The sequence below is a fragment of the Pseudomonas sp. R11F genome (assembly GCF_050312575.1).
Lineage (GTDB): Bacteria > Pseudomonadota > Gammaproteobacteria > Pseudomonadales > Pseudomonadaceae > Aquipseudomonas > Aquipseudomonas palleroniana.
Genome location: NZ_JBNPJU010000065.1, coordinates 346,250 through 367,523 on the forward strand (window position 1 = coordinate 346,250; position 21,274 = coordinate 367,523).

Sequence of the window (21,274 nt, forward strand, 5' to 3'; positions counted from 1 at the left end):
GTTCATGGCCATTACCCCTGGCGAAATGACTTCGCCATAACATGTGAGGAAAAACAATGAAAAGCTTGAAAACCCTCGTTTGTGCAACTTCTTTTGCAATGTGCTTTGGCGCGGCTTCGATGGCCAGTGCGGCTTCGGTTGCTCCGGATGGTCCGTTCTCCACCAATGCCGGCACCATCGTTGTGAAATCGCCATCTTCCTTCGGGGCTGCGGTGACCTGCGGGATTACCTTCACCGGCAACGTCAGCGGTGGCGTGGCTTCCATCAACGGCGCGACCCTGACCGGTGGCGGCCTGTGCGCGTTGCCGACGCTGACCAACCTGCCATGGGTGCTGACTGCGGCGACGGGTACCACCGGTACCGTGACCAACGTCGGCTACAAAATCTCCTCGATTCCTGCCACCAACTGCGGCCCTACCACCATTGCGGTGGCCTGGAACCCGAGCAGCAAAACCCTGTCCGCGGCCAACCAGGCGCTTTCCGGCAACTGCACCGTGGTTTCCCTGAGCGTGGTAGCACCAACGCTGACGGTGAACCCGTAAACCGTAACTCCTGAGGGCTGATCACCCCGGTACCCGAACAGGAGCCTCGCCAGAGGCGCCTGTTCGGGTACCGAACACCGGCAGGGGCCGGGCGTAGATAATAATAAGGAGTACCGCATGAATAATAAGAAACCACACGCTCACACGTTACTGGGGCTGGCCTTGCTGGGCGGCCTGATGACCACGGGGCCGGTCGAGGCGGGCGGGTTTTCTACGCCAACCTACGGCGCACCGGGTTGGGGGCGTGCATTCGGGGGCGGTTCACTGTTCAAGAACGATCCGAGTGCCGCGTACAACAACCCGGCGGCGATGGCGTTCATCGACTCCACCATTGCGCAGCAGACGGTCGATTACGCTCGGGTCAAGATCAAATACTCCGGCCAGGCTTATGACCACAACGGCAACCCGGTGACCAATACCCCGGTTCTGGATGACCAAGGCAATTTGGGCGATCCGACTCTCAATACCAACAATGGCGGGCAAGGTGGCTTTACCGCCTGGCTGCCGACCGGCTTTCTGGTGGTGCCCATCGGCGACCGCTTCGCCTTTGGCCTGAGCCAGGTGGTACCCCAGGGCATGAAAACTACCTGGGATCAGAACTCGAAGCTGCGCGATTTCGCGGTCGACACCAAAATCGAAACGGTCGGCCTCACAGGCTCGCTCTCGTTCAAAGTCAATGATGAGTTCTCGGTGGGTGCCGGTTTGATCTATCAGCGCAGCCAGGGCTTTGTCAGCCAGAACATTGACGTGCTGGCGGCTGCGGACGTTTCTCCCGGGCTGGGAGGCACTGGTTTTCCAACCGGTGTCGGGCATTCATTGATGCGCGTGAAAGTCGATAACAGTTCAGTGGGTTGGTTTGGCGGCATTGTGTGGAAGCCGACGCTGCAAGACACACTGGGCCTGAACTATCACGCCAAGATCAAAAACAAGATGACCGGTAAATACAACATTTACACGGATGCGATTGGCCGCAACACCATGACCAACCCGATCGGTCCAAACGGCGAAACCCTGGTTGAAATGGCTTATCCCGGCCTCAAGCTGTTCCCGGATGGCGCGCATGCCAGTACTCAGCTGGACATTCCGGCGACCGCCGCCGTTGACTGGGTGCACCAGTTCAATGACCGCTGGGCGTTGGGTGTGAGCGTCATGTGGACCGAATGGTCTTCGTTCCAGGACCTGACGCTCAAGTCGCAAGGTTCGACGATTGTCGCTATTCCCTACAACTACAAGAACGCCTGGATGACGTCGATTGGCGGCGATTACAAAGCCACCGACGAACTGACCCTGCGTGCCGGTGTGGCGTACGACCAGACCCCCACCCGCAATTCAACCCGAGACCCACGGATTCCTGATGGCGACCGCTACTTCCTGGCGTTCGGTGCCGGTTATGACATCAAGGCCGTCCCTGGCCTGTCGGTGGATGCCGCGTATTCGCACCAGTTCGTCGAGAAGGTCAACCTGAGGACCAAGAACGTGGATCGCCTCGGAGCCGCGCAGTTGGATGGCAAGGCCGAGTCGTCCGGTGATGTGGTCAGCCTGTCGGCCACCTACAAGTTCTAAAGCGTCTGGCACGGCAGTCGTGGGGCAGGGCGTCCAGCGCATCTAGAGGCTCGGCTCCACACTGTCGTCGGATTGGGCGGTTGGCCCTTGTGACGGTCCTGATATTTTCCTTCATAACCTGAAAGGCTGACGTGTTCAGCCTGGTATTTTTTCGCCAAACGATTAAATAAAAATTTCAAAACATAATTTGAATTTGTCTTTTCAAGTTTGTAGTGTGGCTTTATGCAGCAGCTCATTTCGATCTGCCGTGCAACAGCCTGCCCTGAATCGAGTTGTTCTGGATCAAGTGAGGTATCCCCCATGGTTATCTGGTTATTGATAGGTGTCGCAGCAGCGATTGCCCTGGCATATCGACAAGCCGCCGCTGCGGTTTGGCTTGGCGCTGGCCTGGTCTGGCTGGCGATGGGTTACCTGTTCAACGCGGTGGCAGGTTTTGGCGCCACCGTCGCGGCGGTGCTGGTGGTGTTACCCGCCTTGTTGATGAGCCTCAAGCCGCTGCGCCGCAGCTTGTTGTCGAGTAAGGCGCTGGAGCTGTTTCGTACGATCATGCCGGCGATGTCCGACACAGAGCGCGCCGCCATCGAGTCCGGTACTGTGTGGTGGGACGCCGAGTTGTTCAGTGGCAAACCCAATTGGGCGCGCCTGCTCAACGCGGCACCGGCGCGCCTGAGCGCCGAAGAGCAAGCCTTCCTCGACAACGAGGTCGAAACCCTGTGTGACATCGCCAACGACTGGGAAACCACCCAGGTCTGGCAGGACATGTCCCCTGAAGCCTGGCAGTACACCAAGGACGCCGGCTTCCTCGGCATGATCATTCCCAAGCAGTACGGCGGCAAAGGCTTCTCCCACTACGCCCATTCCCAGGTGGTGATGAAGTTGTCGACGCGCTGCTCGGCGGCGGCGATTTCGGTGATGGTGCCCAACTCCCTCGGCCCGGCGGAATTGCTGCTGCATTACGGCACCGATGCCCAGCGCAACTATTACCTGCCACGTCTGGCGCGGGGCGAAGACATTCCCTGCTTTGCACTGACCAGCCCTTACGCCGGCTCCGACGCCGGGGCGATTCCGGACCTGGGGGTCGTCTGCAAAGGCGTGCACGAGGGCGAGGAGGTGCTGGGTTTCAAGGTGACCTGGGACAAGCGCTACATCACCCTGGGCCCGATCGCCACGGTGCTGGGCCTGGCATTTCGCGCCGAAGACCCGGACGGGCTGCTCGGCCAGCCGGGCTCGTTGGGGATCACCTGCGCATTGATTCCGACGGCTCATCCGGGGGTGAACAGTGGTCGTCGTCACTGGCCACTCAACGCGGTCTTCCAGAACGGTCCGACCACCGGCAAGGATGTGTTCATCCCGCTGGAATGGGTGATCGGCGGGCGCGAACAAGTCGGCAATGGCTGGCGCATGTTGATGGAATGCCTGGCTGCCGGCCGCGCGATTTCCTTGCCTTCGGCTAACGTCGGCCTGGGCAAGGTTGCGGTGCGCGGCACCACCGCCTATGCGGCGATGCGCAAGCAGTTCGGTTTGCCGATCGGCAAGTTCGAAGGCGTACAGGCACCCTTGGCGCGCATGGCCGGACACTTGTATGCCTGCGACGCCGTGCGCAAGGTCTCGGTGGCATCCCTGGATGCCGGCGAGAAACCTTCGGTGATTTCGGCCATCGCCAAATACCACGTCACCGAACGGGCGCGGATGATCGTCAACGACGGCATGGACATCGTCGCCGGCAAGGGCATCTGCATGGGGCCGAACAACTTCCTGGCCCGCGCTTACCAGCAGAGCCCGATTGCGATCACGGTGGAGGGGGCGAACATCATGACCCGCTGCCTGATCATCTTCGGCCAGGGCCTGATCCGCTGCCATCCCTACGTGTTCCGCGAGATGGAAGCGGCGCACCACCCGGACCGGCGCAAGGCGCTGGAAGCGTTCGACAGCGCGATGTTCGGCCATCTGAGCTTTGTGCTGGCCAACACCGTGCGGGCCGCCGTGCATTCGCTGACGGGCGGGCGACTGATTGCTGCACCGGCCAAGACCGACCCGGCGCTGGCGTCCTACTACCGTCAGGCCAACCGGCTGTCGGTGGTGCTGGCGCTGATCTCGGACATTTCCATGGGCGTGCTGGGCGGTGCCCTCAAGCGCAAGGAAAGTATCACCGGGCGCCTGGGGGACATTCTGTCGCAGCTGTACATCTTGTCCTGCGTGCTCAAACGTTTTGAAGATGATGACCGGCCCCAGGCCGACCTGCCGCTGGTGCATTGGGCTGCCCAGGATGCGTTGCTGCGCGCCCACGAAGCGTTGGCCGAAGTGCTCGATAATTACCCTTCGAAAGCGGCCGCACGGGTGGTGCGAGGCTTGAGTTTCCCCTTCGGTATTCCCCTGCGCAAACCTTCGGACCGTTTGCTGGCACAGGTGGCTGAGGTGGTGCAGACCCCCGGCGAAACCCGTGACCGTCTGTTGGCCAATTCCTACATCCCTCGGCCGGAAATCGACAAGCTGGCCTATGGCGAACTGGGCTTCCGTTTGCTGCCGCAGGTAGAGCTGATCGACGCGCGCCTCAAGTCTGCCGTCAAGCAGGGTCTGATCGAGCCGATGCCGATTTCCACCACCGCCTTTACCGCCTGGCGCGTCAAAGCGCGGGCGCTGGACCTGATCAGCGACGACGAAGACGCCTTGCTCGGGCGTTATGTGGAATACGCCGACCACGGCATCCAGGTCGACGACTTCCCGCAGGACTTCGGCTTGCTGGAAGCCTTGCAGCAGCGCCAGCAGGCGTTGGAACCCAAGGCCAGGCGCCGCACCACCCAGAACGAAAACGCCCCGGTCAACTAGGCGAATGCGGCCAGTGTGGGGCCGCGTTTACAGAGCAAGTGAGTGAGTACCGATATGAGTGACAGCTACCTTTCATTCGTCAATTCGTCCTGGGGGCGTCGCCTGGCCCAGGCCATTGGCCTGCCGCAACCGTTGCCGCTGCAACGCCATCGCAGCGGTCAGCCCGGCCTGGCCAACCCGGTGATCGTCGCCGGGGCCGGGCGCCTGGCGCCACAGGTGCAACAGATCTTCAGCGCCACCGACACAGTCGTCGCCACCCCGGCGACCCTCCAGGCGCCGTCCACGCTCAAGGTGCAGGGCGCGGTGTTCGACGCCAGTGGTGTGGTGGATGTCCAGCAACTCGATGAGCTTTACCTGTTCTTCCACGCCAATGCCAAGCGCATCGGCCATCACGGTCGTGTGGTGGTGCTCGGCACGGCGCCGGAACATTGCAGCGACTTGCCCCAGGCCATCGCCCAACGAGCCCTGGAAGGGCTGGTGCGTTCCCTGGCCAAGGAACTGCGGCGGGCCATCACCGTGCAATTGATTTACGTCGCGCCGGGCGCTGAAGAGGCGCTCGACAGCAGCCTGCGTTTCTTTCTGTCACGCCGTTCGGCCTATGTGTCGGGGCAGGTGGTACGCCTGGAGAAGCCGGTGGAAGGGCACGTCAACGTCAATTGGGAAAAGCCCTTTGCCGGTCGTCGCGCCCTGGTTACCGGCGCCTCACGCGGGATCGGCCTGGCCATTGCCCAAGTGCTGGCCCGCGACGGTGCCCATGTCGTGTGCGTCGACGTCCCCCAGGCCCAGGAAGCACTGCAGCAGGCGGCCGGCAGCGTGGGCGGCTCGGCGTTGCCGCTGGACATCACCGCCGCCGACGCGGCCGCCTTGTTGCAGGCGCATGCCAGTCAATACGGTGCCTTTGACGTGGTGGTGCACAACGCCGGGATCACCCGCGACAAGACCATCGCCAAGATGACCGAAACCGCCTGGCGTGATGTGCTGGCGGTCAACCTGCAAGCGCCCCTGCAACTCAGTGAGGCGTTGCTGCAAAGCCAGGGTTTGAAGGCGGGCGGGCGCATTGTTTGTGTCTCGTCGATATCCGGGATAGCCGGCAACCTGGGGCAAAGCAATTACGCCACCTCCAAGGCTGGCGTGATTGGCCTGGTGCAGGGCTTGGCGGCGCGTGCGGCCGCGCAGCAGGTGACGGTCAACGCCGTCGCGCCCGGGTTTATCGAAACCCAGATGACGGCGAAGATCCCGCTGATGATCCGCGAAGCGGGGCGGCGCATGAACTCGCTGTCCCAGGGCGGCCAGCCAATTGACGTGGCCGAGACGATCGCCTGGCTGGCCCACCCGGCCTCGGGCGGGGTCAACGGCCAAGTCGTACGTGTGTGCGGGCAAAGCCTGCTGGGGGCTTGAGCCATGGACTACGTGACACAGATCATCGACCCGCCGCCGACCCGCACCCAGCTGTTGCTGGGCGGCCTGCGCGCCTTGCGCAAACCCACGCTCGATGGCGCCCCGTTGTTGCCCCAGGAGCGGCTGGTGCGCTCAGCCGTGGAATTGTCCGCCAGCGGCATTGCCGCCTACGGCCGCGCCTGCGGTTTTCGCCGCGAGCAGGGCGTGCCGCTGTCGTATCCCCACGTGCTGGCGTTTCCCTTGCATTTGCTGCTGCTGACTCGGCCGAGTTTTCCCTACCCGGCCAGCGGCATGGTGCATCTGGCCAACCGCATTCGGCAGCATCAGCGGCTGGAGGAGGGCCAGGCCCTGCGCCTGGAGGTGTACTGCGAGCGCTGGGTCGCCCACCCCAAGGGGCAGGCGCTGAGCATCGCCACCCGTACCTACAGTGCCGGCACGCTGGTGTGGGAGAGCGACAGCCTGTACCTGCGCCGCGACGTGCACAACCCCGTCGGCGAGCCCTGGACTGACGGGTTGCCGTTGCAGGAAGCGGGCCTGTTGCGCACCCAGCGTTGGGTGTTGCCCGCCGACTTGGGCCGACGCTTTGCTCAGGTATCGGGGGACTTCAACCCGATTCACACCTCGGTGATCGGTGCCAGGCTCTTCGGTTTCCGCCGCGCCATCGCCCACGGCATGTGGACCCTGGGCCGAGCCCTGGCCGCGCAGCAACCGCCCGGTGGCGTGGACCAGGCGCAAGCCGATTGCGACTTCAAGTTACCGATCTTCCTGCCCGGCCAGGTCGCTCTGTGGAGCCACCCCGTGAGCGGCCCACGCCGCGAGTTTGAAGTGCGCAATTTCGCCGGCGATAAACCGCATATGCGCGGCTTGTTTATCTGGAATGAGACCTGTCGATGAGTGACTACAGCTTCAATCCGGCCCCGACCCGCCGCGTGGCGATTATCGGCGGCAACCGTATTCCGTTCGCCCGCTCCAACACGGTGTACGCCCACGACAGCAACCAGGACCTGCTGGTGGCTGCGCTACAAGGACTGGTCGACCGCTACAACCTGCATGGCCAGCGTCTGGGCGAGTTTGCCGCCGGCGCGGTGATCAAGCATTCGCGGGATTTCAACCTGGCGCGCGAGTCCTTGCTGTCGACCACGCTGTCGCCGCAAACCCCTGCGTACGACCTGCAGCAAGCCTGCGGCACCGGCCTTGAAGCCGCCTTGCTGGTGGCCAATAAAATTGCCCTGGGCCAGATCGAAGTGGGCATTGCCGGTGGTTCCGACACCACCTCCGACGCGCCCATCGGCATCAATGAGTCCTTGCGGCATACCTTGCTCGCGGCCAACCGGGGCAAAAGCCTGGGCGACAAGGCCAAGGCGCTGTTGAAGGTCCGCCCCTCGATGTTCTTCAAGCCATTGCTGCCGCGCAACGGCGAGCCGCGCACCGGTTTGTCCATGGGCGAGCACTGCGAAGAAATGGCCAGGCGCTGGCAGATCAAGCGCCTGGCCCAGGATGAATTGGCCCTCACCAGCCATCAGCGGTTGGACGCGGCCTACAAGCGCGGCTTTTTCGACGATTTGATCAGCCCCTATCGGGGGCTCACGCGGGACAACAACCTGCGCGCCGACACCCGCCTGGAAAAACTCGCCGGGCTCGCCCCGGCCTATGACCGCCAGAACGGCACCCTCACGGCGGGCAACTCCACGCCATTGACGGACGGCGCCTCGGTGGTGCTACTGGCCAGTGAAGCCTGGGCCGCCGAGCGGGGCCTGCCGGTGTTGGCCTATCTGCGCACGGGCGAAACGGCGGCGGTGAATTTTGTCGACGGCACCGAGGGCTTGCTGATGGCCCCGGCCTATGCCGTGCCGCGCATGCTCCAGCGCGAGGGCCTGAGCTTTGCCGATTTCGATTTCTTCGAGATCCACGAAGCCTTCGCTGCCCAGGTGTTGTGCACCCTCAAAGCCTGGGAAGACGCCGATTACTGCCGCGAGCGCCTGGGCCTGGACGCGCCGTTGGGCAGCGTTGACCGCGCCAAGATGAACGTCAACGGTGGCTCGCTGGGCTGCGGCCACCCATTTGCCGCCACGGGCGGCAGGCAATTGGCGGCGTTGGCTAAAATGATCGATCAGAACGGCGGCGGGCGCGGTTTGATCTCGATTTGTGCGGCGGGCGGGCTGGGCATTACTGCGATCGTCGAAAAATAGCGCTGTCAAAAACAACAACAAGGAGACTGCCATGAACGCTGTAAGCCTGGAACAAACCGAACGGGTCTGGTTGAACGCTTACCTGCCCGGCGTGCCGGCAGACATCGACGCGGGGATCGAGGACTACCCGTCGCTGCGCGAGGTGTTCGTGGAGCACCTGGAAAAATTTCGCGAGCGGGTCGCCTACGTCAGCATCGGCACCGAGATGACCTACGCCGACTGGCACGCGCAAGGGGTCGCGTTTGCGGCCTGGCTACAGGGGCAGGGCGTGAAGAAGGGCGACCGTGTGGCGTTGATGATGCCCAACTGCCTGCAGTATCCGATCTGCCTGCTGGGCACCATCCTGGCCGGTGCGGTGGTGGTCAACGTCAACCCGTTGTACACCTCCCATGAGCTCAAGCACCTGCTCAAGGACAGCGAGGCCGAAACCGTGGTGATCTTCGAGAATTTCGCCTACACCCTGGAAAAGGTCATCGCCGGCAGCTGTGTCAAACGCGTGGTGGTGGCGGCCATCGGCGATTTGCTCGGCACCTTCAAGGGCGCGGCGATGAACTTCATCCTGCGCAGCGTGCAGAAGCAGGTGCCGGCATTCAAGCTGCCGGGGGCGTTGCGCTTCAACCAGGTGCTCAAGCAAGGGCGGGCGCAGCATCATTTTCCGGTGGCGATGGCCCTCGACGACCTGGCCTTCCTGCAATACACCGGTGGTACGACGGGCGACGCCAAGGGCGTGATGCTCAGCCACCGCAATATTATCGCCAACCTGCTGCAAGCCAAGGCCTGGGTCGGTGACCAACTGGACCAGGACCAGCAGGAAACCAACGTCACCTTGCTGCCGCTGTACCACATCTTTTCCCTGACGGTGAACTGCTTGATGTTCATGTGCCTGGGCGGGCGCAACATCCTGATCGCCAACCCGCGTGATGTGAAACGCGTGCAGATGATCCTGCGTAAAGAGCGCTTCAACGGGATTGCCGGGGTCAACACGTTGTTCAATGGTTTGCTGGAGAACAAAGAGTTCTGTGCCCGGGATTTCTCTGCGCTGCGCATGGTGATCGCCGGTGGCATGGCCACCCACACGGCCGTGGCCAAGCGCTGGAAGGAAGTCACCGGGTTACCGATCATCGAAGGCTACGGCCTCACCGAGTGCTCACCGGTGGTCAGCATCAGCCCCATCGACATTGCGCGCATGCGCGAGATGGAGTTCACCGGTAGCATCGGCGTGCCATTGCCCTCGACCTGGGTGCGCTTCATGCGAGAGGACGGCGAACTGGCCGACATCGGCGAGCAAGGCGAACTGCAAGTACGTGGCCCGCAGGTGATGCAGGGTTACTGGAAGCGGCCCAAAGAAACCGCCGAGGTGCTGGATGACGAAGGCTGGCTGTCGACCGGGGATATCGGTGTGATGGACGAGCGTGGCTATATCCGGCTGGTCGACCGCAAGAAAGACATGATCCTGGTATCAGGCTTCAACGTGTACCCCAATGAAATCGAAGATGTGGTGGCGATGCATCCGGGGGTGGGTGAAGTGGCGGCCATCGGTGTGGAAGACCCGGTGACGGGGGAGCGGGTGAAGATCATTGTGGTGCGCAAGGACCCGAACCTGACCCAGGAACAGATCCTCGCCCATTGCCGGGAATACCTGACGGGGTACAAGGTGCCAAGGTATGTGGAGTTCCGCAGCATCGAACTGCCCAAGACCACGGTGGGTAAAGTACTGCGCCGGGCCTTGCGTTAGAGAGGATCTGATTTTGTAGTGAGCGGGCTTGCCCCGCGCTGGGCGGCGCAGCCGCCCCACCAAAGCCGCCGCGTTATACCAGTGAAACCCAAATCCCCGGATTCTGGGCCACCTTCCAACCCATACCCCCGAAACCGGGGACATCGTTTACACATTTGAAGCTCGGACGCCCCTGTGCGTAGCAGGCCCATTTTTGGGGCCGCTTCGCGGCCCATCGGGAGCAAGCCCCCTCCCACAGTGAAAGCGTTAGGCCTTAGCTGACTGGTATTAGGGCTTGCCCCGCGCTGGGCGGCGCAGCCGCCCCACCAAAGCCGCCGCGTTATACCAGTGAAACCGAAATCCCCGGATTCTAGGCCGCCTCCCAACCCATATCTCCGAAACCGGGGACATCGTTTACACATTCGAAACGCGGACGCCCCTGTAGTGAGCGGGCTTGCCCTAATGCCTGTCAGTTAAGCGACAGAGTGGACGATGGATAACCTGTGGGAGGGGGCTTGCTCCCGATAGGCCGCGCAGCGGCCTCAAAAATGGGCCTGCTACGCAGTCCATCGGGAGCAAGTCGAATCGTCGCACCGCCCCTCCCACAGTGACAGCATTAAGCCTTAACTGACTGGTATTAGGGCTCGCCCAGCGCGGGGCAAGCCCGCTCACTACAAGTTTCGCTTAAATTTCTTGCACTTTGACCCAGCGTTCTTCCTTCGCCGCCACACGGATCGCCGTCGCCAGCCGTTCCACCGCCCATGCCGCGTCAAAGTCAGTGCCCTCGGCCCCTTGGCCGGCCACGGCCATGATCAATTCCTGCACCTCCAGCGTTTTCAACTCGTTGTAGCCCAACTGGTGACCGGCCGCCGGGCTGAACGCGGCATAGCCGGGCAGGGCGGGGCCGGCCAGCAGGCGTTGGAAGCCGTCCTGGCCGACGCGGTACAAGCGCAGTTCGTTCAAGCGCTCCTGGTCGAATGCCAATGTGCCCAGGGTGCCGCTGATCTCGAAACTCAGGTGGTTTTTGTAGCCCTGTTTAAGCCAACTGCTGCTCACCGTGCCGCGCGCGCCGTTGGCGAACCGCAGCAATGCATGCACCTGGTCATCCACCGCGATGGCTTTCAGTTCGCTGCTGCCCGATGTAACAGGGCGTTGGGCGTGCACGGTGTGGGTGTCGGCACACACGCTTTCCACGTCGCCTACCAAGTAGTGCGCCATTGCCAGCAGGTGGCTGCCCAAGTCTGCCAGGGCACCACCGGCATGCGCGACTTCGCAGCGCCATGACCAGGGGGACGTGGGGTCAGCCATGAAGTCTTCACTGAATTCACCCTGAAAACTGATGATTTCGCCAAGGTCGCCCTGGGCGATCATCTGCCGCGCCAGGCTGATCATCGGGTTGTGCTGGTAGTTGTAGCCGACCCGCGTCACGACCCCGGCGGCGTGGGCTGCACGGCGCATGGCGTCGGCCTGTTCCAGGCTGACCGCCAAGGGTTTTTCGCAATACACGGCTTTACCCGCGGCGATTGCCGCCATGGCCATGGGGTAGTGCAGATGGTTGGGAGTGGTGATGGCCACCAGTTCGACGTTGGGGTCGTTGATCAACGCTTGCCAGTCGCCGTGGGCCTGGGCAAACCCCCAGGCGGTGGCGCAGCGCTGGGCGCGTTCGACGTCGGCGTCGGCCAGGGCGGCCAGCTTGAGGGTAACCGGCAGTTCGAATACCGCACGGGCATTATTGAACGCCAATGCATGGGCGCGGCCCATGAAACCTGTGCCGATCAAGCCGATTCCGAGTTCACGCATAGCCGTGGTCCTTTGAATTGTTGTTTTCAGGAGCGGCATTAATGGAATAAAAATTTCTAAAATTCAACATTTGGAATAAAAATTCATCGTCAGACTGTTCCGGCGCAAGATGTAGGAACAATCAACGCTACTGATGTGGCTATATTCAGCACATGGCCAAATGCTGCCAGTTAACAAAAGATAACGTAGCGCCGATTGTCAGACGATTCGAAAGCCCGATAGGATGGCCCCTGCTTCCTTCAGGCGCTCTAGATTGCAGGTTTCAGCGCCTGGTAAAGCCCCTAACAATAATAAAATGGGAGAAGGTCTATGAGTGAGCCTGTCATGGGTTGGGTTGTCTGCCGCCCACGTGCCGCACGCAAGGTTGCGTTGCTGGCCACAGCGCTCTCGTTGCTGGCCGGTGCTGCGTTGTCGGTACCGGTGCTGGCAGCCAGTGATACCGCCGCACCGTCGGTGTTCGCGATTGAATCCCCCAAGGCCACCAAGGGCCTGATGATCGATGTAGTCCATGCCGGTGCGCGCCTGGTGGCGGTCGGTGACCGTGGGCACATTCTCTACTCCGATGACCAGGGCAGCACCTGGACTCAAGCCAAGGTCCCTACCCGGCAGTTGCTCACGGCAGTGTTTTTCGTCGATGACAAACACGGCTGGGCGGTGGGCCATGATGCGCAGATTCTCGCCAGCACCGACGGCGGTGCCACCTGGGCCCAGCAGTACCAGGACCTCAAGCGCGAAGCGCCGCTGCTCGATGTCTGGTTCAAGGATGCCAACCACGGCATGGCCGTCGGCGCCTACGGTGCGTTGATCGAAACCACCGATGGCGGCAGGACGTGGGCGGACGTCAGCGACCGCCTCGACAACGAAGACCAATATCACCTCAACGCCATCGCCCAGATCAAGGACGCCGGGCTGTTCATTGTGGGCGAGCAGGGCAGCATGTTCCGCTCCAGCGACGAGGGCCAGACCTGGGAAAAACTTGAAGGCCCCTATGCAGGCTCGTTGTTCGGCGTGATCGGCACGGCCCAGCCGCAGACCCTGCTGGCCTATGGTCTGCGCGGCAACCTGTATCGTTCCACGGATTTCGGCAGCAACTGGGAGCCGGTGGCGCTGAATGCCACGCGTGGGGCGCTGGAGTTCGGCCTGTCGGGCGCCACGTTGCTCGATGATGGCACCCTCGTCGTGGTCGGCAACGGCGGCAGCGTGGTGGTCAGCCATGACGATGGCGTGACGTTCAGTGTGTTCAACCGCCCGGATCGCATTTCGCTGTCGTCCGTGACGGCGGCAGGCAATGGCAACTTGATTCTAGCCGGGCAGGGTGGCGTGCGTGTCGCCACGCCGACTGGCGCAGAACTCGTAAAACAATAATAAGGGCGGGGAAAGCATGAGCAGTCATCACAACGATAAAGCGACCCTCCTTGAGCGCCTGATCTTCAACAACCGTCCGGCGGTGATTGTCATCTGCCTGCTGGTGAGCATTTTCCTGTTCTGGCAGGCGACCCTGATTCGCCCCTCCACCAGTTTTGAAAAGATGATCCCCCTGAAGCACCCCTTCATCGAAAAGATGATGGAACACCGCAACGACCTGGCCAACCTGGGCAACACGGTGCGCATCTCGGTGGAGGCCAAGGACGGTGACATCTTCACTCAGGCTTATATGGAGACCCTGCGTCAGATCAACGACGAGGTGTTCTATATTCCCGGCGTCGACCGCTCCGGTCTCAAGTCGCTGTGGAGCCCCAGCGTGCGCTGGACCGAAGTGACCGAAGAAGGCTTCGCCGGCGGCGAAGTGATCCCACAGAGCTATAACGGCTCGGCGGAAAGCCTCGACCAACTGCGCAACAACGTGCTCAAGTCCGGCCAGGTCGGACGCCTGGTGTCCAACGATTTCAAGTCGAGCATCGTCGACATCCCGCTGCTGGAGTCCTACCCCGACCCGCAGGACCAGGGCAAGCTATTGGCCCTGGACTACCGCAAGTTCTCCCATGAACTTGAAGACAAGATCCGCGACAAGTTCGAAGCGCAGAACCCCAACGTCAAGATCCACATCGTCGGCTTCGCCAAGAAGGTCGGCGACCTGATCGACGGCCTGGTGATGGTGGTGATGTTCTTCGGCATTGCGTTCGTCATCACCCTGATTCTGCTGTTGTGGTTCACTCATTGCCTGCGCAGCACCGTCGCGGTGTTGAGCACCACGCTGGTGGCGGTGATCTGGCAGCTCGGGCTGATGCACTTTTTCGGTTTCGGTCTCGACCCGTACTCGATGCTGGTGCCGTTCCTGATTTTTGCCATTGGCATTTCCCACGGCGTACAGAAGATCAACGGTATCGCGCTGCAATCCAGTGAGGCCGATAACGCGTTGACCGCCGCACGTCGCACATTCCGCCAGCTGTTCCTGCCGGGGATGATCGCGATCCTGGCCGACGCGGTGGGCTTCATCACCCTGCTGATTATCGATATCGGCGTTATCCGCGAGCTGGCGATCGGCGCGTCGATCGGTGTCGCGGTGATCGTATTTACCAACCTGATCCTGTTGCCGGTGGCGATCTCCTACGTCGGTATCAGCCAGCGTGCGATCGCCAAGAGCAAGAAAGATGCGCACCGCGAACACCCGTTCTGGCGCCTGCTGTCCCGGTTCGCCAGCGCCAAAGTCGCGCCGGTGTCGATTCTGCTCGCATTGATCGCCTTCGGCGGCGGCCTGTGGTACAGCCAGAACCTCAAGATCGGCGATCTCGACCAAGGCGCGCCGGAACTGCGCCCGGATTCGCGCTACAACAAGGACAACAACTTCATCATCAGCAACTACTCCACCAGCTCCGATGTATTGGTGGTGATGGTCAAGACCAAGGCCGAAGGCTGCTCGCGTTATGAAGCCATGGCACCCATCGATCAGTTGATGTGGAAGATGCAGAACACCGAGGGGGTTCAGTCGGCCATCTCGCTGGTGACGGTATCCAAGCAGATGATCAAGGGCATGAACGAGGGCAACCTGAAATGGGAAACCCTGTCGCGCAACCCCGACGTGTTGAACAACTCCATCGCCCGTGCCGATGGCCTGTACAACAACAATTGCTCCCTGGCGCCGGTGCTGGTGTTCCTCAACGATCACAAGGCCGAAACCCTGGACCGTGCGGTACATGCGGTGCAGGACTTCGCCAAGGAAAACAACAAGGACGGTCTGGAGTTTATCCTCGCCGCCGGTAACGCCGGGATCGAAGCGGCCACCAACGAGGTGATCAAGCAGTCGGAACTGACCATCCTGGTCCTGGTGTACCTGTGCGTGGCCACCATGTGCATGATCACGTTCCGTTCCTGGGCGGCAACGTTGTGCATCGTGCTGCCGCTGGTGCTGACTTCGGTGCTGGGCAACGCACTGATGGCGTTCATGGGGATCGGCGTCAAGGTCGCGACCTTGCCGGTGGTGGCGTTGGGCGTGGGGATCGGTGTCGACTATGGCATCTATATCTACAGCCGCCTGGAGAGTTTCCTGCGGGCTGGCCTGCCGTTGCAGGAAGCGTACTATCAGACCCTCAAGTCGACCGGCAAAGCCGTACTGTTCACCGGCCTGTGCCTGGCAATCGGCGTGTGCACCTGGATTTTCTCGGCCATCAAGTTCCAGGCCGACATGGGCCTGATGCTGACCTTCATGCTGCTGTGGAACATGTTCGGTGCACTGTGGCTGCTGCCGGCGCTGGCACGCTTCCTGATCAAGCCCGAGAAGCTGGCGGGGCAGAAGGGTAATTCGTTGTTTGCCCACTGAGGTTTGGGCGGGTGGGGGCTTGCCCTGGTGCCCATCAACCTGGAGGCAAATTACTCCTGTGGCGAGGGAGCTTGCTCCCGTGGCGGCCTGTCAGCCGACCGCGATGTGGGTTGTGTACATATCCATTGCTGCGGTAACGGCGGCTTATGGTTCCGCTCTTACAGCGGCTCACTTTTGGAGAGGCCCAAAAGTAAGCAAAAGGCCTTCGCCCCACCACTCGGCACCTCGCTCAGGCTCGGTGTGCCCGAACACAGGCTTGAATCCGTGGGCCGCCGCCCCGCGCCATCCATGGCGCGGGGCGGCTAACCCGGCGTCCTGCCGGGTTACCCACGGATTCAAGCCTGCGTTCGGCCAGCGTGGTTTAACGGGGCGCCTGAGATCAAGATCCAAAGCAGATCAAAAGCAAGGTCAAAAACACAAGCAGGCGCTGAGCAGGGTTGTCATGTGGGCTGGCAACTCAGAGCTTGAGGAACAGCTTCTGGTCCAGCGGTGGTTCGATCTTGGCCCGCACGATGCTGTTCAAGGGTTGGTTGTTGCGCCCGGCATTCTCCACCAGATCCTTCTGGGTCATGTAGCGCTGCTCGGGCAGTTTCAGGTGCGCGGCGCTGTAGGTGTTTCGTGCGGTGGTCGTGTTGGGGTAGTGGAAGTGCGCATACCAGAGCACGTTGGTACTGTTTTTCTCACGAACAGCGTACTCCGTGAGAAAGTCCGCGCCCTTGAGCTTTTTGCCACGGGTGACCAGGCCGATGTCGACGCGCCCATGGGTCCATAGGTAATCGATGTTCTCCGCTCGGGGGAGCTGGCGCAGGTAGCCGTCACAACGGTGCATGATCGCGCGCTCGCGCATGGCCTTGGCGGCATTTTTCCACGTTTCGACCAACGCTTTGGTTTCACTGGCTGCCCCGTGGTTGGCCTGGGCGTCCTGTGCGACATGCTCAAGCTGGTCGGCCTGGGCTTCGAGCATGTCGCTCCAATCGCGAGGGTTGACGGTTTCGCGGCGAGCCGGATCATCCAGTTTCTTCTTCTGGAACTGGATTGAGCGCTCGATACCGGCCTGTTCTCCCATCAGTTTGCGGGCCGTGCCGATGGAGGCCGACAGCGGCTTGGGTGATGGCACGGAGGGGGAGCTGACCGGCTCTGCGTTGACGATCCGGACCCAGTCGCCTTCGGTCGAGTGCCAGCTGTAACTGCTCAGGGGTTGGCCGGTGCGGGAGTCAAGCACGTCGATAATCGGGATATCCTGGCCGGGTTGTGTATCCCGTAACGTGCCCACCAGCGTTTGTTTGTCGCGGGTCTTGAAGACCTTCTTGTTCAGCGATTTGCGCGTCCTGTCGTCACGGCGCGGGGCGACCGGTGGCAAATGCTGTTCCTCGCGCATCAGGTCCGCCAGCTCGACCTGGGCCTGGGTGATGACTTCCTGCAGGCACTCAAGATAACGCTTGCCATAGAACACACGGACGCTGTCGGGGCCGGTCTCTTGCAAGGCGTGCGCATTGTTGAATTCGGCCTGATATTTTTCGATCAGGTTGCTCAACACCGCGATACGTTCCTCGCCGGTGTAACCCTCATGTTGTTGCAGCTCGATATGGGAGTTCGCGGCGGCGTTCAGGTCGGCCTGGTTGAAGCGGTCGCGGAAAAAGGCTTCTTCGGGGGAGCGGGGGTCGATGGTTCGGTCCAGGCTCAACTCCCGCAGCGCGCTGAGGCGCTCCATGGTGGCGGTGAATACCTGATTGGCCGGTGGCTGCGGGAATTCCTTGATGAATGCCTCCGCGAGTTTCTTATTACCGGGGCAGTCGTTCTTCCATTCGTTCAGCACCTGGTTATAGGCTTGGGCGGCCTCAATCTGGCGCCCGAGGCGCTCGACGTGGTCAGCCATGTTCTCGATCAGATCGGCGTAGGCGCCGGGCTCATTGCGTTGGGTTCGTTCAATCAGCTTTGCGAGCGGCTCACCGGACTTCGCATGGGTGAACTGGTCGTTGACGTACACGTGATCGATCGTGCGTGAAAGCAGGGTGGCGGCGATGGCTTTGTACTGGTCCCCGCGTTTTTCCCGGAAAAGATTGAAATTCATCGCAGGGTTATCGCTGCTCAGCGCCTGGATCGCAATGCGCCTGTGGGCAAGCATTGCATTGGCGTTTTTCTGATCGTCTTCGAAGCGCATGCGCATCAAGGTCGACAGGTCTTTATTCTTCCTCAACTCTTGTTGGTACTGTTGCGTAAAGCCGGCCCCACGCTCGCCACTGTTTACCAGGCCCCATAGCGTCCTCAGGGTTTTGTTCGACTTGCGCAGGGCTTCATCGGTTTCGTTCAAGCGCATATCACTGGTTTCGATGGCGCCCACCAGCGGTTGCATCGAGGCCACTTGTTCGGCGTATCGCCTGAGCATCGCATCGCTGAGTTCGATATTGCGGTCCAGAGTGGCCTTCATCCGTTCGCTGGCCCTGGGCATGCCGCCACGCAGTTTAGGGCGGGTGTCGAACTGCCATTGCCCCTTGGCGTCACGGGTCAGCGGCGGACCCGTGAGGGTTCTGTTTTGCTCGTTGATCACGAAGGGACCATCCAGGTCCCTGGCGACACGATACCAATGGTTCTCGATGCAGGCGTGAAGCTTGCCATCGACGAGGTATAGGCCCGCCCGCGCGCCACTTTGAATGGGGGTGGTTGTACCGGTCGGTTTCGGTACGCTGAACGATTGAATGTGGGCGCGTTGCGAGGGGCTCAAATCACGCGGGCTGGAAAACGAGAAGTCAAAGGGTTGGTCGTGCGTGAGCAGGCCTTTGGCAACCGGTGCGGCGTCTGGCTCGACCACTACCCGCGGTACCTGGGATGTATCCCCTGCGGGTCGGCGCAACGGGGAAGAAACTTCCGGCCGCTGGTTAAAAGGCACATTGCCCACGGCGCGTTCCGGTGGGCGCACAGGCGTGGCGTGGCTTAACAACGTGGCCACATTGACCAGCAGGTCCACCATCGCTCCCGCAGGGTCGGAGTTGTTCGGGTCGCTGGCCTGCCTGATGTCGTTTTCGACACTGGCCAGTTGCAGCAGCCAGCCGGCCATGGCGCCGGGGCCGCGCAATACCGGCAACAGGGTATTGAACAGTAACCAGCCCAACTCCTTGTAGGAGGCCCAACGGCTCTGGGCATCCGAGGTGGACTGGCCTTGGGCGAGGGTGACCAGGCTTTGGGTGTTGGTAGTGAACAGGTGCTGCATCAACTTGCCGTCCCGTAAGTCCTTGCGCAGTTTCTCGCAGGCGCCATATCCGTCGATGGCCAGGCTCGTCGGGGCGGGTGTGGCGGGCGCATCGAACTCGTTAAAGACCCCGTAGCGGGCAATATGCGGCGTCTTGAAGCCGCCGTTGCCGTAGATCGCCCGCACCTTGTCGCTTGGCAGCCAGGCCAAAACGCTCTGTTGCAGAGGCCCTGGGGCCTGGATCGCAGCGAGCAGGGCATCGCGGCTGGCAAATTCCTGCAAAACCGGTGACAACTGCGGACGGTAGAGCAGGTGAGGGCCGTATGCAGGGTTTTGCGGTTCTATCAGGAACATATTGGCGACGACGTCCGGTGTGGCGCCGGGTTTGCGCACAAATGCCAGGGGGCGCAGGGTAATCGCTTGACCGTCGACCTCCCGTGGGCCGGTGCCGGGCCGGGTCACGGCTTCCACCAACCGATAGCCCGTATCGGTGATGCCGGCTTCGCCCTTTAACTTGAGCTCAAGCGCTTGCAGGTTCAGTTGTAGCGGCACTTGTTCAATGAAAAGCTTTGCGCGTGCCCTGGCTTCGTCGGTATCGCTGAGCAGGTGCTGATTGAGCAATGCGGGGTAGTGTTTGCCGATATCGATCGTGGTGATCAGGTCCTTGAGCATCTGTGGCAATTCGGGGTCTTTGATCAGTTGCCCGCGCAGGCGAACATCCATGGCACCGGCGGGCAGCCCCGCAAGATTCTCCAGGGCCATGTCCACCAGGCTCATTTTCACCGGCTCGATGTAACCACTGCCCAGGTCGCCGACCGGCACCTTGAAGGTCACTTCCAGATCTTTGGCGGCGTAGCCCTTGGAGGCCAGGTGGGCGTTGAGCTGTTGTTCGGCGTAAGTACGGATATCGGGAATATCCGTGAGGAACGTGCGGCCCTGGTTGCGCTGCACGCTGCTGGCCAGTTCCAGTGCCTGACGCTGGTAAGCGAAGCGCTCGGCGTCGGTGGCCTGGGTCAGCCATCCAGGCAGGTCACGGGGGCGGGTTGATGCCGTGTTGTTGAACCACATGGCCGTATCGCTGGCTTGGGAAAACAGCTGTTCCAGATCGCCGGCACGGCTGTTGGCCGGCAGCTGTATTGCGTCCAGGTTTTGCAGTTGGCGGTCGAGCATCACGGCCGCCTGGGTATCAAAAATGTTGCCGTCCGGCTCCCGGCGCTTCCAGGTGAGGCGGTCGAACTTGAAGGACTGGTTAAGCTGGTGCTCCCATGCCTGTGTGAACGCCTCCAGGGAGGCGTAAGGCGTGACCTTGCCCGCAGCGGTGGCGTGCAGCACCAACGTTTCGCCGCCGATATTGCGGGTGATCAGCAGGCTCGGGTCCGAATGAGTGGCTGTGATCCCCGCGTGCTCAAGGGTTGTATCCACGATGAACGCGCGCGCGGCGGATTCGCCATAACGGCTGTTGCGTTCGCTGACGTCGGGGTAGCGGGTGATCTGGTCCAGGGTTTCACGCTGGGTCGCGCTGAGGCCGGGTTGCTGGAGGCCGGCGATGCGCAGCGTATCCTTGAGTGTGTCGCTGAGCCAGCGCCAGCGGCTGGTACCGGCAAACGCGTCCTGCCCCCAGTAATGGCTTAACGCATCGGCGTAAGCGGCCTTCAGGTTGGGACGCAGGCTGCGGATGGCCAGTTCCATGGAGTAGGTGTCCAGGGGCGTGGCTCGGTTGCCGCTGGCGTCGACGACTTTGAGGGTGGTCGCCGTGTCGCGGCTTACCCATTTGGCGCCTTCGGGCAACGCCAGTTCGCCGCCGCTGGCCATGTGCTCGAGCGCCAGGTCCAGCAGCGGGGTCAAGGCGTATTGCAGGGGATCCGTCGAGATCGGTACGGCCAGAGCGGTGTTGGCGCTGTTGAAGCTCAACGTGGGGTAGCGCTGGTTCAAGAGCGAGTCCAACTGCGCGGCCACCACGGAGCGCAACGTCGGGCGTGTGGCGAATTGGTTGGCGACGACACTGGCCGGTGTATCGGCAGCCGGGACGCCCTGGGCGGTCTCTTTCAAGCGGCCTTGCAGGCCCAGCGGCGGCTGGATTGAACGTATCGGCCTTGGAGGTGTTGAAAGCGGCGCCGCGGCCGCTGCCGGTTCATCGGCAGGGGGCAGGGGCGCCATCGGCAGTGACACGGAGAAAAGATGAGGACGGGCGTTGATCGACGGCATGCAAGCACTTCCTTGGCGGAGTGAAAAGAAATCAGCGCCGCGAAAGTACTGGGTTGTCGGCCAGCTAACGGTGCAAATGCGTTATGAACTGTT

General features: G+C 61.8%; 11 protein-coding genes. 9 read left to right on the top strand and 2 right to left on the bottom strand.

The window, feature by feature from the left end; translation table 11 throughout:
• The first annotated feature begins 56 nt into the window (after nt 1-56).
• The 7 genes from praB to ACQRBV_RS20145 all read left to right on the top strand — a co-directional run bounded on the left by praB (nt 57) and on the right by ACQRBV_RS20145 (nt 10,253).
• Nucleotides 57-542 carry an alkane oxidation protein activator PraB gene (gene praB, locus ACQRBV_RS20115; RefSeq protein WP_104993988.1) on the top strand — a complete coding sequence of 162 codons (486 nt, stop codon included), beginning with the start codon at nt 57-59 and terminating at the stop codon, nt 540-542.
• A gap of 117 nt (nt 543-659) precedes the next feature.
• Complete coding sequence (locus ACQRBV_RS20120; RefSeq protein ID WP_104993987.1) at nt 660-2,105, top strand: outer membrane protein transport protein; 1,446 nt, start codon at nt 660-662, stop codon at nt 2,103-2,105.
• 300 nt (nt 2,106-2,405) lie between these two features.
• The gene (locus ACQRBV_RS20125; RefSeq protein ID WP_411984267.1) at nt 2,406-4,931 is read left to right on the top strand and encodes an acyl-CoA dehydrogenase; all 2,526 of its coding nucleotides are present in this window, start codon (nt 2,406-2,408) and stop codon (nt 4,929-4,931) included.
• 54 nt (nt 4,932-4,985) lie between these two features.
• Entirely contained in the window at nt 4,986-6,329 is a 1,344-nt protein-coding gene (locus tag ACQRBV_RS20130; protein ID WP_411984266.1) for a 3-oxoacyl-ACP reductase, read from the top strand.
• 3 nt (nt 6,330-6,332) lie between these two features.
• Complete coding sequence (locus tag ACQRBV_RS20135; RefSeq protein WP_104993984.1) at nt 6,333-7,223, top strand: MaoC/PaaZ C-terminal domain-containing protein; 891 nt, start codon at nt 6,333-6,335, stop codon at nt 7,221-7,223.
• On the top strand, nt 7,220-8,518 hold the full coding sequence (locus ACQRBV_RS20140) for an acetyl-CoA C-acetyltransferase (protein ID WP_161549820.1): 1,299 nt from the start codon (nt 7,220-7,222) through the stop codon (nt 8,516-8,518). Before ACQRBV_RS20135 ends, ACQRBV_RS20140 begins: the two co-directional genes overlap by 4 nt.
• A gap of 31 nt (nt 8,519-8,549) precedes the next feature.
• Entirely contained in the window at nt 8,550-10,253 is a 1,704-nt protein-coding gene (locus ACQRBV_RS20145) for an AMP-binding protein (RefSeq protein WP_411984265.1), read from the top strand.
• Between the two features lie 663 nt (nt 10,254-10,916).
• Here the strand turns inward: ACQRBV_RS20145 and ACQRBV_RS20150 are convergent.
• Nucleotides 10,917-12,032 carry a Gfo/Idh/MocA family protein gene (locus tag ACQRBV_RS20150; protein WP_411984264.1) on the bottom strand — a complete coding sequence of 372 codons (1,116 nt, stop codon included), beginning with the start codon at nt 12,030-12,032 and terminating at the stop codon, nt 10,917-10,919.
• A 324-nt stretch (nt 12,033-12,356) separates the two neighbouring features.
• On the opposite strand from ACQRBV_RS20150, the gene ACQRBV_RS20155 reads away from it, so the two are divergent.
• Together ACQRBV_RS20155 and ACQRBV_RS20160 are read left to right on the top strand one after the other, a co-directional pair.
• Nucleotides 12,357-13,397: a WD40/YVTN/BNR-like repeat-containing protein gene (locus ACQRBV_RS20155; protein WP_411984414.1), complete on the top strand. Its 1,041-nt coding sequence runs from the start codon at nt 12,357-12,359 to the stop codon at nt 13,395-13,397.
• A gap of 16 nt (nt 13,398-13,413) precedes the next feature.
• Entirely contained in the window at nt 13,414-15,789 is a 2,376-nt protein-coding gene (locus tag ACQRBV_RS20160; RefSeq protein WP_161549823.1) for an efflux RND transporter permease subunit, read from the top strand.
• Nucleotides 15,790-16,246: 457 nt separating this feature from the next.
• Here the strand turns inward: ACQRBV_RS20160 and ACQRBV_RS20165 are convergent, their stop codons facing one another.
• On the bottom strand, nt 16,247-21,181 hold the full coding sequence (locus ACQRBV_RS20165; RefSeq protein ID WP_411984263.1) for a dermonecrotic toxin domain-containing protein: 4,935 nt from the start codon (nt 21,179-21,181) through the stop codon (nt 16,247-16,249).
• Nucleotides 21,182-21,274 lie beyond the last annotated feature (93 nt).

Bases quoted from the DNA above. Each gene is read 5' to 3' on its own strand.
- praB (WP_104993988.1), top strand. From the start codon at position 57: ATGAAAAGCTTGAAAACCCTCGTTTGTGCAACTTCTTTTGCAATGTGC.
- ACQRBV_RS20120 (WP_104993987.1), top strand. From the start codon at position 660: ATGAATAATAAGAAACCACACGCTCACACGTTACTGGGGCTGGCCTTG.
- ACQRBV_RS20125 (WP_411984267.1), top strand. From the start codon at position 2,406: ATGGTTATCTGGTTATTGATAGGTGTCGCAGCAGCGATTGCCCTGGCA.
- ACQRBV_RS20130 (WP_411984266.1), top strand. From the start codon at position 4,986: ATGAGTGACAGCTACCTTTCATTCGTCAATTCGTCCTGGGGGCGTCGC.
- ACQRBV_RS20135 (WP_104993984.1), top strand. From the start codon at position 6,333: ATGGACTACGTGACACAGATCATCGACCCGCCGCCGACCCGCACCCAG.
- ACQRBV_RS20140 (WP_161549820.1), top strand. From the start codon at position 7,220: ATGAGTGACTACAGCTTCAATCCGGCCCCGACCCGCCGCGTGGCGATT.
- ACQRBV_RS20145 (WP_411984265.1), top strand. From the start codon at position 8,550: ATGAACGCTGTAAGCCTGGAACAAACCGAACGGGTCTGGTTGAACGCT.
- ACQRBV_RS20150 (WP_411984264.1), bottom strand. From the start codon at position 12,032: ATGCGTGAACTCGGAATCGGCTTGATCGGCACAGGTTTCATGGGCCGC.
- ACQRBV_RS20155 (WP_411984414.1), top strand. From the start codon at position 12,357: ATGGGTTGGGTTGTCTGCCGCCCACGTGCCGCACGCAAGGTTGCGTTG.
- ACQRBV_RS20160 (WP_161549823.1), top strand. From the start codon at position 13,414: ATGAGCAGTCATCACAACGATAAAGCGACCCTCCTTGAGCGCCTGATC.
- ACQRBV_RS20165 (WP_411984263.1), bottom strand. From the start codon at position 21,181: ATGCCGTCGATCAACGCCCGTCCTCATCTTTTCTCCGTGTCACTGCCG.